This window comes from Oscillatoria sp. HE19RPO, from assembly GCF_024220515.1.
Lineage (GTDB): Bacteria > Cyanobacteriota > Cyanobacteriia > Cyanobacteriales > Laspinemataceae > Laspinema.
The window spans coordinates 1-12,498 of sequence record NZ_JAMXOT010000111.1 but is presented as its reverse complement, the minus strand read 5'-3'; the positions used below and the strand labels follow the sequence as shown (position 1 = coordinate 12,498).

The 12,498-nt window shown below is 48.1% G+C and carries 7 protein-coding genes; 1 reads left to right on the top strand and 6 read right to left on the bottom strand.

From position 1 onward, the window contains the following. Positions 1-642: 642 nt before the first annotated feature. Positions 643-1,551, bottom strand: coding sequence for a response regulator (locus NG833_RS11015; RefSeq protein WP_254565338.1), 909 nt, complete (start codon positions 1,549-1,551; stop codon positions 643-645). After that, the gene (locus NG833_RS11010) at positions 1,548-5,582 is read right to left on the bottom strand and encodes a PAS domain S-box protein (protein WP_254565337.1); all 4,035 of its coding nucleotides are present in this window, start codon (positions 5,580-5,582) and stop codon (positions 1,548-1,550) included. Before NG833_RS11010 ends, NG833_RS11015 begins: the two co-directional genes overlap by 4 nt. A gap of 630 nt (positions 5,583-6,212) precedes the next feature. Here NG833_RS11010 and NG833_RS11005 point away from each other — a divergent pair. Then, the gene (locus NG833_RS11005) at positions 6,213-8,660 is read left to right on the top strand and encodes an NACHT domain-containing NTPase (RefSeq protein ID WP_254565336.1); all 2,448 of its coding nucleotides are present in this window, start codon (positions 6,213-6,215) and stop codon (positions 8,658-8,660) included. Positions 8,661-9,147: 487 nt separating this feature from the next. Here NG833_RS11005 and NG833_RS11000 read toward each other — a convergent pair whose 3' ends face one another. The 4 genes from NG833_RS11000 to NG833_RS10985 form a co-directional block, all read right to left on the bottom strand. Beyond that, entirely contained in the window at positions 9,148-10,092 is a 945-nt protein-coding gene (locus NG833_RS11000; RefSeq protein WP_254565335.1) for an endo-1,4-beta-xylanase, read from the bottom strand. A 131-nt stretch (positions 10,093-10,223) separates the two neighbouring features. Further along, positions 10,224-10,838: a hypothetical protein gene (locus NG833_RS10995; protein WP_254565334.1), complete on the bottom strand. Its 615-nt coding sequence runs from the start codon at positions 10,836-10,838 to the stop codon at positions 10,224-10,226. 398 nt (positions 10,839-11,236) lie between these two features. Beyond that, a complete protein-coding gene (locus NG833_RS10990) occupies positions 11,237-12,013 on the bottom strand; it encodes a hypothetical protein (protein WP_254565333.1) in 777 nt (258 codons plus the stop codon). 31 nt (positions 12,014-12,044) lie between these two features. Continuing rightward, a complete protein-coding gene (locus tag NG833_RS10985; protein ID WP_254565332.1) occupies positions 12,045-12,290 on the bottom strand; it encodes a hypothetical protein in 246 nt (81 codons plus the stop codon). Positions 12,291-12,498: the final 208 nt, after the last annotated feature.

Sequence of the window (12,498 nt, the reverse complement as noted above, 5' to 3'; positions counted from 1 at the left end):
TGAATAGTGGTTTTGACAGTACCTCTTCCTGAATGGGGACTTGAATAGTGGTTTAGACCCCGTAGGTCATGCCGGAAGTAGCCAATTTGATTGTGGATACTCTTTGACTCGCCGACCTGGTGTTGATTCAGGGAAGGATGTTTTAAAGTGGGTATCGAGGCTGCGGAGCCTCGTTACCCATTGCCCTCAACCGTTGCTTATCCTTAGTATTGTCGATGGATGTTTGCGATCGCGTTTGCAAACTGTTCAAGTTCTGTATAACTTTGAAAAATTTTGTTTGACTTCGGAAAAATGTTCTAATTCTCCCCAAAATCATTGAGTTGGGACCACCGGGGAGGGTCCAGTTTAGGGGCATGGAAGGGGCAACCTGCACTGAGAGATTAGCCTTTTAACGTCGTTGGTAGGTCACAATACTGAAGAGAACGACTGAAGTCGTTACTACGAACTTAAGAAACGACTGAAGTCGTTACTACGAACACCGGAAGAGAACGACTGAAGTCGTTACTACGAACACCGGATAACGACTGAAGTTGTTACTACTGACATCTTGCACCATTCTCAACACCGGCGGGGGTTTTAACCCCCGCCGGGTGTTGCAACAGGTGCAAGATCTCAGTTACTACGAACTTGGGGACTGCCGGTTTAGGCTTGATATGGGATAGAGATGACGCGGTTGAGGAGGGTGCAGAATTCGGTTAGGAATGTGACCTCTGCGGGGTCCCACGATCGCCCTTGGGAATGATAGACCGTGAGGACCCCTTGCCATTCTTCCCCTGGAGGAAAGGGGACGAGGAGGGCCGCTTTGATATTTAACGCTGCAAAATAACCGATCGCCTCTTCATTGACTGACGTTTGCAGATCCGCAAAGGCAACCGCCTCTCCCGATTGCAACCCCTGGTAACACCCCGTTTGTTGTAAGGAAGATTTCCTCCCTGACATGGCCTCACTTGCCACGGAGTCCATGAGACAGGTTCCCTGGCGATCGCAGAGTGCCACCCGATCCACCCCTAACAAACCTCGTAACTGCAACAGCAAACCGCAGAGAATTTCCTCCTGGGGTAAACCCTGAGTCAGACTCGCTGCCAGATAGCGAAACAGTCGTTCCCTCAGACTCACCTGATCCAATACCTGAGAAACTTGCGTCACTTGTTGTAGAGATTGAGACGCCTGCAATAACCGACTCACCCGCTGACGCAAAACCGCCCAATGGAGGGGTTTTGTGACATAATCCGTGGCCCCAGCTTCAAAGGCGCGATCGACGGAATCCGCATCATCGAGCACGGTAATCATCAGAACTGGAGTATGCTCCCCTCCCGGTAGAAGGCGTAACTGATGGCAACAGGTGAACCCATCCATCACTGGCATCACCGCATCCAGCAGGACCATATCCGGTTGCAGTCGCTTAAATTCTGCCAAACATTGCTCACCATTTTTAGCTTCAGCTACGGTATATCCTTCTTCTTCCATTGCTAGACGCAGCAGCGATCGCATGGAGCGATCGTCATCGGCGAGCAAAATTAACGGGGAATTCTCTTCACCAGTAGGAGTCATGAATTATCCTGTTTCCGTTCGAGTTCCAAAGCTTTAATCACCTTCTCATACTCCTTTTCCACCTGGTTGAGGAGCGTCTGTGCATTGGCAGTCGTACCTGCCCGACCTAAATTTTCTAGCTCTTTAAACAGATTCGCAAGGGTAAGAGCACCGAGATTGGCACTACTCGATCGCATCGAATGTGCCCCTTGACGCAACCCTTCGGGGTCCCCTTGCGCCACTGCCTCTCGCATTTCTTGCAGTTTTTCCGGTGCATCTTCGAGATAGTTGCCGATAATCAGAGACAACATCGCTGCCGCTTTGGAACCCGCCATATCCCGTAAAGAATCCAGAATCTGGCGATCGAGGACCGCTTCACCCTCGCCATCCCGGGAGGGTGGAGGATTAGAACCAAACAAATGGTCACTGATAAAGATAGACTGCATGGGCTCCCCCGACTCGGTTTGACCGGCACCGGATTGAATCTGCTCCAAAGCACTGGCCAAAGCCTTGATGCGAAAGGGTTTGGTAATATACCCATCCATCCCCGCAGCAAAGCATTTTTGGCGATCGCCCTCCATTGCATAAGCCGTAATTGCAATAATTTTCGGTGCAGGTTCGGGGCGGTTTTGCCATTCCTCGCGAATCTGCCTCGTTGCGGTCAATCCGTCCATCTGCGGCATCTCAATATCCATTAACACCACATCATAAGGTTGACGGCGCAAGGCTTCCAGGGCTTCTATACCATTTTGGACTAAATCGGCTCGATACCCAATCTTTTCCAAAGTCCGCATCGCCACTTCTTGGTTCACGGGATTGTCTTCTGCTAACAGAATCCGTAAGGACAGCTTTGGTGGAGAAGATTGCGCGACAACAGCACGAGGGGGAACCGGATTGAAGGTCTCCGATCGGGTTAAGGGGGGACTTTTTTCAATTTGAGCTTGAGGACAGGCGAGGGTAACAATCGTAAAGTAAAAAGTAGAACCGGGAAACTGAGAGTCTCCAGAAAAAGGCTGCGCTTGCCAATTTTCTGGAGGATTTCCGGCACAGGTTCCCATACTTTCCACCCACATCTGACCCCCCATCGCTTCACATAAGCGTTTGCTGATGGCTAAACCCAATCCGGTGCCGCCATAGCGTCGCGAGGTAGACAGATCTACTTGGGAAAAGGATTCAAACAGGCGGTGCATTCCTTCGGGGGGAATGCCGATGCCGGTATCTTGAACTTGGAATTGAATTCGATAGGGACAAGATTGCTGATTGTCTGTGGCAATCAGGTTGCAGGGGAGAGCAGAGGCACTCACCGAGACGATCGCCTCTCCAACTTCGGTAAATTTGACCGCATTCCCCAGGAGATTGACCAAAATTTGCTGGAGTCGGGTGCGATCGCCCATAATCTGGGCGGGAGTCTCCGGGTGAATTTGGGTGACGAGACGGATCCCTCGGGCCGTCGCTTGGGGGGCGAGAACGCTGACTGCTCTTGCGATACAATCCGGCAAGGAAAAGGGTCGTTCGTCGAATTCCAATTTACCGGACTCAATTTTCGACAAGTCCAGGATATCGTTAATAATCCGTAATAAACTCTCGCTGCTGTTGCGAATCGTTTCACTCCACTGTCTTTGTTGTTTAGTCTGGGCGGTATCCAGGAGGAGGTCCGTCATGCCGATCACCCCATTGATGGGGGTGCGGATTTCGTGACTCATCATGGCCAAAAACTCACTTTTGGCTTGATTGGCCACTTCTGCTAACTGTTTGGCGCGATCGAGGGCGAGATTTTGTTCGGCGAGTTGTTGACGTTGTTGGGTTTCGCGTTCGAGTAACTCCGCTTGCGCTAAGGCAATCCCGACTTGATCTGCCACCGCTTCGAGGAGTTCGATTTCATCTTCGCGCCACTGTCGCAATCTTTGGCATTGGTGCAAGGCGATCGCCCCATTGGGTTCTCCTTGATAGGAGGTCCGAATCGCCATCAGCGATCGCACGCCGAGTTGCTTAAATACTGGGCAAATAACGGAACTCACTGCGTTATCCTGCATATCATCAATGGCAGTCGCTCGGTCCTGAGTGATTAAGCGTTCGGCGAAGGGATTCCCCCGAATCGGAATCTCTAAATTCAGCAGGGAAATCGCCCCGGGAGTCAAATACTCCGTCACGCAGTACAATTGCGCCTCGGGTAAGATTTGATAGCGAAGCAGCAAACACCGATCCACCTCCAATGCTCGCCCCAGTTGGGTTGCCGTGGTTTGTAAAATTTGGTGCGTGTCCAAACTTTGGCGAATTTTCTGGGTGATTTGTCGCAGGAGTAGACTGCGATGAAAGGCTTGGGCGAGGGCTGTTGCTGCCTGTTGCCGTTCCAGTTCCCCCCCAATCCACTGCGCCATTAATTTGAGTAATTCTTGTTCTACCGCAGTAAAGGGACGGCGACGGGGATCCGGACTAGAAAAGCTCAGGGAACCATAAATTTGACCGGCAACGGTGACGGGGGTGCCGAAATAAGCGGGGGTCGGGTCCGTGGAAGCAGGGGGGTCCGATTTCCCCTCGGTGTCTACAGGGGACTGAATCCTCGTGAGCATAGGGGCTGCCTCTAATGTCTCACTCCCTGGGCGATCGCTGGTCAAAACGGACTCCGAACTAAGGGCGCAACTAGGGGGATGGACGGCAATCACTTCCAGGCGATCGCCCACCAACCTCCCTAACAGTCCCCTCGGGAGCTCAAACCACTCGCATCCCAGTTCTAATAATCGTTGTAAACGTTGGTCAAAACTTAGGGTGGCATCCGCGCTGACTTCATATAAAGCCCTGATACTCGCTTCACTAAAGCGCAATTCTCGTTCCGCTTGCTTGCGCCAGGTTAGGTCAAATCCCGCAAAAACTGCCGCCTTACCTCCGAGATATTTCTGGGCGACGACTAAATAATGCCAGGGAAGTCCATCCACTTCCCATTCCATTTCTACAGAGGTTTCTGATTCGCTACTCTGGAAAAATTCCTGGACAAACTCTTGAATTTGGGTTCCCGATTGGAGAGTTCCAATCGGTTGTCCGATAAAGGTTTCTGGTTGAATATTGAAGGAACGCCCTAGGTAACGGTTAATCCCGAGACAGGTCAAATTAGAATCAATCCAGGCGATGCTACCGGGTACCGAGTCTAGGACGGCACGCAGTTGATCTCGCGCTTGTCGCAGTTCTTCCTCGACTTGGTGGCGTTCCGTCATGTCCCGAACTGTCACCACCCGAACCAGGCGGTTTTGATAGTCAATCATTTTCGGCTGCAATTCTGCGGGAAAGGTTGAGCCATCTTTCCGGAGTCCGACAACGAAATAGGGGCGATCGCTCTGGTTTTGAATGTTCTGCGAGACGATTTCCCGATACTCTAGGGTGACTAATGCCACACCAGGGGTCCCAATGAGTTCTTCTTTTTCATAACCCAGCATCTGAGCCAGAACCCGGTTCACATCCATAATGATCCCGCGATCGTGCAAGAGAATTCCTTCGCAAGTGGCAGCAGCCAAACAGCGATATCGTTCTTCCCGTTGTTGGGCGGCTTCCATTTGTTGCCTAGGGGTGATGTCATGAACCCAACTCAGATTTACCGCAACTCCATCGATATGAATGGGTTTCGTCTGGATTTCCCAGGAGGGTTGATCCTCTCCGATGAGGGGACTGCTCTCGGGAACCTCCTTGATTGCTTCCCCTGAGAAGTCACCTCCTGGGGGATGATCGCCTCGGGAATCAAGTTCCTCCAGTTTCAGTTGCTTTAAAGCGTCAATCCCATATCCATAAAATTCAGAGGCAGCGAGATTCGCATCGAGAATCATCCCGGTTTCTGGATCCGCGATCAATTGCACTGCCGGATTTTCTGCAAATATCCGCCGGTAGAGAATTTCCTTCTCGGTGACTTGGGGGTACAATTGCTCTGGTGCAACCGGCGCAGTGTTATCCGGCAACGATGCGATCGCCTCCGGGTCCCTTTCTCCAACCCAGTGCATCCTTTTTGACCACAGATACCCGGCGATCGCACCCACAATCAACCCACAGAAAATCCCTATCCACTGCATAGCCTGCTGTTATGGTTTCTTTCTCTCATCATAAGGCTGTGAGGGGATTGGGGGAAGGGGAGATGGGGGTGATGGGGGTGATGGGGGTGATGGGGAAGATACCTATCTCCCCTATCTCCCCCATCTCCCCCTTCCTCCCCAGGGGGACCAACTTCTTGTATAATAGGGGTTTAACCCCCCGGCAGGGATTGCATTTTTCAAAACTTAAGGGAAACTCATGTTTTCTAGACTTCTTCATTCCCCGAGACTGGGTTTGACATTAAAGGTGATTTGCCTCACTCCACCCTGAGTCGGAGATCGCTTCGGGGTCCAGAAGTTATCACCACTGGCTGCCGTCAGGGATCATCAGGGTCATAGGAGAAAGATCCCCCAACACCGGCAACCGCGATCGCTGCATTGGAAATGTTCTGCCCCCATATTATAAATAGCTGAGATTGCTTCTGCTTTTTTAACCCGATTGCAGCTTAATTCAGCAATCCATTATCAATAGAGATCTTCATCCTTAGTTAGATGGAGTCATCTCATTCCTTATGCTACTGTTAACCCACAAACCACTTCTCCCCACAGTGGATAGCATCCTCTGTGTTCCTAAACCACAAGATAACTGCTTACAAAAACTAGATTATCCCTATGAGAAAAAGATCGCTAAATGCTTCAAAAACTGGAAAGCTCAAGGCAAAAGTTGCGTTTGAAAGAAGTGGCTGGACGCAACAAGATTTAGCCTTAGAAGTGGGTTTGGAAACCCGTCAATCTATTTGGAAATTTTTGACAGGACGGCCTATTGAACGGGCGATTTTTATCGAAATTTGCTACAAATTAGACTTGGATTGGCAAGAGATTGCCGAGTTACCCCCTGAAGTTACCCCAGAGCAGCCCAAAACCGCCGAGGATCCCAGTTTAGACCCGCCCATTGAAGATATCACCGCCTTAGTCACCGAAATGCGATCGCGCATGAGGGAACCCATTCTCGCTCAATGTGGAACGCTACGTCTTTTAGACAACTCCCAACCTGTCGCGCTCGATGATATCTACATCCAGGTTAATATTCTCGAACAACTGAGTCGGCAACGATGGCTAGAAGTTTCGGACCTCCAATTTCAGCCCAGGCAAACTCGTCAGTCCAAGAATCAGGTAAACCGGAGCATTTCTGCATCAGAACAACAGCCGCAGATGCCAGCAATCCAAGCGGTTTCCACCTATTCCAAGTTGTTAATATTTGGTAAGCCCGGAGCCGGTAAAACTACATTTTTAAAATCCCTGGCTCTGCGCTGTATTCAAGAAAAAACAGACAAAGAAACAGCCGATACTCCGGATGTTTTGGGTCTGCCTGTTTTTATTAGAATTAGGGACTGGACAACGGAAAGTAAACAGAGTGGAAATCGCAGTTTACTTGATTATATTACTAAAAATTTTAACCACTTTGGCCTATCGGCAGCTAAGGTTGAAACCTTGCTGCAAGGCGGTCACGCCTTGGTTCTGTTAGATGGATTAGATGAAGTCCCAGACAGCGACAGCCGAGAAATCGCTCACGAAATCAACCAATTTTGTGAAACCTACTATCAAAATAGGGTGGCGATCACCTGTCGCTTGGGAGGAGGCGAGTACCACTTTACTGGGTTTACGGAAGTAGAACTGGCTGATTTTGATGGCTCACAAATTGAAGCGTTTGCGGACAAGTGGTTTGTCGCAGCCCGTGGCGATCGCGAAGGGGGTTTACTGCTCTCTCAACGCTTTTTAGAAAAGCTCAATCTGCCTGAAAATCAACCGATTCGGGAGTTAGTGGTTACGCCAATTCTGTTAACCCTAACGGCGAGTATCTTTCAGACAAAAGAAGATTTCCCTAACAAACGCTCTAAACTCTATGAAGCTGGGTTAGATATTCTCCTGGTGCGATGGGATGAAGCCCGAGGCATTCAACGGGATGAAGTCTATCGCAATTTATCTTTGCCTAGAAAAATAGAACTGTTGAGTCAAATTGCGGCAACCACATTTGCTCAAAGTAATTACTTTTTTGAAAAGCGGGAAATTGAGCATTATATTGGGGATTATTTGGCAACGTTACCCCAAAGCAATACCGAACCGGAAACCTTGCGATCGCAAAGTGCCACGGTCCTAGATGCGATCGAAGCTCAACATGGTTTATTAGTCGAACGCGCCCGGGGAATTTATTCCTTTTCCCATTTAACCTTCCAGGAATATTTTACCGCTCGTCAGATGGCGGCGACACCGGATCCCAATGCCTTGGAAGAAGAGTTACAAGGGTTAGCGAGTCATGTCTGCGAACCGCGATGGCGAGAAGTGGTGTTACTCACCTCGGAATTGTTAAGAAATGCTGACCCTCTGCTGCAAGCGATGAAGCAGCAAATTGATGTGATGTTGGTTGCCGATGGCAAGTTGCAGCAATTTTTAGCCTGTACCAGTGCTAAATGCCAACGGCTGGAAGGATTGTACAAACCCGCAGCAATTCGGGCATTTTACTTTACCCTGTTTCGCGATCGCAGCTTGGGTTTAGCCCTGGCCCTGGATCCAAGTTTAGCCCGGGATTTGGCCCCGGAGTTAGCTTTGGATTTGGAATTGGCACGCGCTTTGGAGTTGGTTTATAGTCTGACTCGCAACCCCAATGTCAAACAGATCCTCTCCCTGGGATTTGCCCTGGACCTCGATCGCAGTTTAACCCACGAGCCAGAATTGCGCGAAGGATTGCAGGAACTCAAGGACCAACTGCCGGATCCAGGAGAGGGTCGCGATCGCTTAATTGCCTGGTGGGGCGATCGGGCTCATGCCTGGGCTGAACAATTTCGCGCCTTGTTGATTGAGCATCGCCAAATCGGTCACAATTGGCAGTTTACCCCCCGACAACTGGCTCTCCTGGACCAGTATTATCAAGCCAATCAACTCCTGGTGGATTGTCTGCATGGCGAGTCCCATTGCTCCTCCGTCGTGCGATCGCATCTAGAGGCAACCCTCATCTTACCCGTTGGAGAAATCGAAACCTCCGAAATCGCCTCCAACTCCTCCTCTGACTACTTTATTCAAATCAGTGACGGTTCTATTCCCTTCGCTGAACTGATGCCCTAAGTGGATGGATTGGCTTTAAATCGGTCTAGGTTCATGCGCCGCAGGCCGATTTATCAGTTAGAATGAATCCCCTGGGATAGAGTAACGCGATCGCATTAAAAGGGGTCCCTCTATTCGATGGGAGGGACTACATACAACTCAACCAATAGGGTGCATTGTAGAAACCAGAATGGGGGCTGGAATTTAAAATAGGTCTCTTGAGATACTGCCCCTATCCTTACCAGGGTAATCTGATTGAGTGGGATAACCTGGGAACCGGACACGAAATCCAGTTCCTGCTCGATAGCCCCAATGCAGCGAGATAGTGTTCCCCCTAGCCACCAAGTAGGTTTGGCCCTAACGGAGAAAACCGTCACCCTAAAAGTTTGTTGAGGATCGTCAGAGGGGAAAAACATATCAGGCAACCTTAACCCAGACAGATAATCCTCGTCTGATATTTCATTATCGATTTGCGCGTAAGGTTGCCAATAAGCGTCATTATCGTAACTCATCCGGCTATCCCCTTTGACTGACTTAAAGCGTTGAGAATTGCGTGGTATGCTTGCTTAGGCTGATAATCTACGTCGAACAAGAAAGGTTCTCTTTCTGGACATCTCCAGGCATCGCGATCGGTGATTCCCCATAAATTAAACGTTGTGATTCCACAATCGCCAGCTAAACGGAGTAACTCCGAGTAGGCAATACCATGAGAAAATTGAGAAAAATTGCCGTTGATACTGGTTTGACCCCAAATGGTAACCTCACTAAAGTGAGTGTCGATTCCCCTAGATTGGATTGTTTTAATAAAATTTTTCAGCCTAAAAAGTTTAAAAATACCCGCTAGATTGTGGTGAAGTTGTATCCCTATTCCATCTAGGGGGATATCCATAGAATCACAGCTTTCTATAAGATTTAATACAGCTTGCTGTTTTAGGGGTCTATGCAAGCTAAACTCAGAATAAAAAAGTTGAGCATCGGGTCTTACTTCCTTGGCCCAAAGTAATGACTGGTGTATCCAATCGTCACCGATTGAAGCGCTTAAAATCGTATTTCTGGGGTGACCTCTATCATCAAAGGATTCCCCGCAAATATCCCAGGTTTTGATTTGTGGATATCTTCTTAATGTTTCAATAATATAATTTTTAACCGTAGCTTTGAATTGATAACCTTCCATTTCCCTTGTCCAGTCAGGGATGGACCGCGCCCATAACATCAGGTGACCGCGAATTTCTAGGTTATGTTTAGTCGCAAAATCAACTAACCAATCAGACTCATCAAAATTAAAACTATCCGGATTTTTCGCGACAACTCCCAGCTTTAACTCGTTCTGTGGTGTAATGAGATTAAAGTTATTTACAGCGATTTCTTGCAGTAATTCATCGTTTTTTAATACGGAGACTTTTTCCGAACAACCGAGATAAAACCCTTGGGGGATAACTTCTCTCAATCCCATATTTTTTGGACTTTACTTGAGGGGCAGATATTCACAAAAAAAGCGCTTTTATTCCCCTTTTTCGCGTTGTTAGAAGAGGAATGAAGCGCGGGATGGATCGGGCTAGGGTTACCCATAGCCCAATATAAGTATTAACCGCCGCCGCCGCCGCCGCCGCCACCTCCAGAACCCATCGCATTCGGGTTACTGGTAAGGTAAACCGTGTTATTTGGAGAGTCAAAGACAGGAGCCGGGATCATAGGAGTGCGCCAAATGTATTTTCTATCCCAGGGAGTGACTAAACCCATGATTTTGGGCAATGTCTCCCCTTTTATGGCTCCTTTATCGCCCGCGCCAACGCCATTGATTAACCATGCTCTTAACTCAGCAACCCCAATCGTTCGGCTTAAACTGATCGAGAATGAGTTGCGCGGGATGGATTCAGAGAGTAACTGTCCCGTGGCTGAATCGTAATATTTCACCGGGATAGGGGTTCCGGGAATTAAGAGCACTTTATATTGATAGCTTCCCCGTTGTCCCTTGATGGCGAATTCTCGTTTCGCGTTCGTTTGATTGGTATTGCCTGTAGTGCTAAATTCTCCGACCCGTGGAGTGGCAATGCTTAAGCCTAGCCATGAAGCAATACAATCTTTGATAAAACAACGCTCGTTAGTGAAATCATCTAAGTTGGTCGCCGTTTTATCCTTTGCAATCCCGGTGATCGCTTCGACATAGAAGCCGGGTAAAGGTCCTGGTCTTAGAGCCATAGGTATTGATGGTTTTCTGCGTAGTGTTTGATATCCGGTATCTACCGGCTTGATGTCGGCTTGATGTCGGCTTGATGTCGGCTTGATGCCGGGAATCTACCGAGAAGCCACTGCGAAGCTAGAGGGAATCTACCGGGGAGCTATCCATGAGCTAACGGAAAACTCCCGGGGAGCTATCCGTGAGCTAACGGGGAACTCCCGGGGAGCTATCCGTGAGCTAACGGGGAACTCCCGGGGAGCTAAAGAACTACCGAAATAAGAGAGGCAATCACTTAGTTAACTCTCATTCAATATTTCTTTTTCCATCCTTCTTTCATGACATTAACATGACTTTTTTATGATTTCCGGTTAAACTGTCTGGGAACCGTCTATCGCACCTTAAGGTACGATTATTTTCTTTAATTATTTTCATATCGCACGACCCAATCAGGTACGGTCTTTCTAGCACCCGTGGCGAAGTATTTGCCATATTTAGGATAAACCGTCACTTCCTTAAAATCAGGGTTATTGGTCTGACTTGCTTTAGGCTGATAGGGTAGCCTATAGCTTGGATCTATTTCATTGTAAATATTAAACAAGACGTTTCTGACGTGCTGCAAATTTCTCCCGTAAATTATCACCTTGCTATTGTCCTTTAAGGTTAGTATGCCCTGAATTGAACCCTTGTCTAAACTGTAGAAAGGGGGAAACCCGTGGGGGGTTGAATGTTGATAGTGAGGAATGGTGACAACATATTTCGCGCTACCCAAGGTCCCATCTTCTTTCTTCTCGGCACACTGGACAATCAATTGAGGTCTATCCGCCTCTGGCCGGAGTTGCCACCATTCGGGGACAACTGCGAAATTGTCATTCTCACAGGATGATTTTTGGAAATCTGCCAGTATTTTGGCGAGGTGTTTGCTCATATCGATTAGAGCGGGTACACCTTTTTTCACTCCCTGATATGTTATATCAGATTCATCGCCGCACTTTTCCTTGATTCCAAAGTTCCAACTGAAATCAGTGTCTAAATTTGCTTTTAATAAGTTTAAAATATTGGTAACATTTGTTTGAATTTGTGTAACCTGACTAGCGGTTCCGTTGACCGTATTGTTTATACTGTTAAGCAAGTAACAAACATCACAACTCGGTTCCCAATAATTATTGTCAACTGGATCGTCATCGCTGTAAGTCATCTTTTAATTCCTCCTTATTCTAAACGAATGGCTATTTATCTCCAGACAAGTACAGAAAAGCAAGAAACATCATAGAGGCGAGAAGTCCCGCGCTTGCACCCCAAATTGCACCGTTGAATTGCGCGCTCAGAAAAGTTTCTTGTATTTTGGATTCTAGCCGCTCAATCCTTAACAGCAATCCGTCATATTCATTGCGTCGAAATTTAGCTAATTCTTCTATTGCAGAATGCAAGAGTGTGAAGCGCGAGTTTAAAATTTTTTTATCTTCGTCATCCATCCCCTAACCCTCTAAATAATCCCCTGCCATTAGTCCACTGTAACGGGGATAGTTTCCGGATTCAACTGTAACTTTTAGATAAAAGTTACAGTTACAATAAAAGCGGGGAACCCTTGCTATGGTGAGTTTATAGCTTAATCGCTTAGGGATTGAGTTAGGTGATTGTTGATGTTTTGTGCTGTTTATTGTCTAAAGTTACAGTTTTAAA

Bases quoted from the DNA above. Each gene is read 5' to 3' on its own strand.
- NG833_RS10995 (WP_254565334.1), bottom strand. From the start codon at position 10,838: ATGGCTCTAAGACCAGGACCTTTACCCGGCTTCTATGTCGAAGCGATC.
- NG833_RS11005 (WP_254565336.1), top strand. From the start codon at position 6,213: ATGAGAAAAAGATCGCTAAATGCTTCAAAAACTGGAAAGCTCAAGGCA.
- NG833_RS11000 (WP_254565335.1), bottom strand. From the start codon at position 10,092: ATGGGATTGAGAGAAGTTATCCCCCAAGGGTTTTATCTCGGTTGTTCG.
- NG833_RS11010 (WP_254565337.1), bottom strand. From the start codon at position 5,582: ATGCAGTGGATAGGGATTTTCTGTGGGTTGATTGTGGGTGCGATCGCC.
- NG833_RS10985 (WP_254565332.1), bottom strand. From the start codon at position 12,290: ATGGATGACGAAGATAAAAAAATTTTAAACTCGCGCTTCACACTCTTG.
- NG833_RS10990 (WP_254565333.1), bottom strand. From the start codon at position 12,013: ATGACTTACAGCGATGACGATCCAGTTGACAATAATTATTGGGAACCG.
- NG833_RS11015 (WP_254565338.1), bottom strand. From the start codon at position 1,551: ATGACTCCTACTGGTGAAGAGAATTCCCCGTTAATTTTGCTCGCCGAT.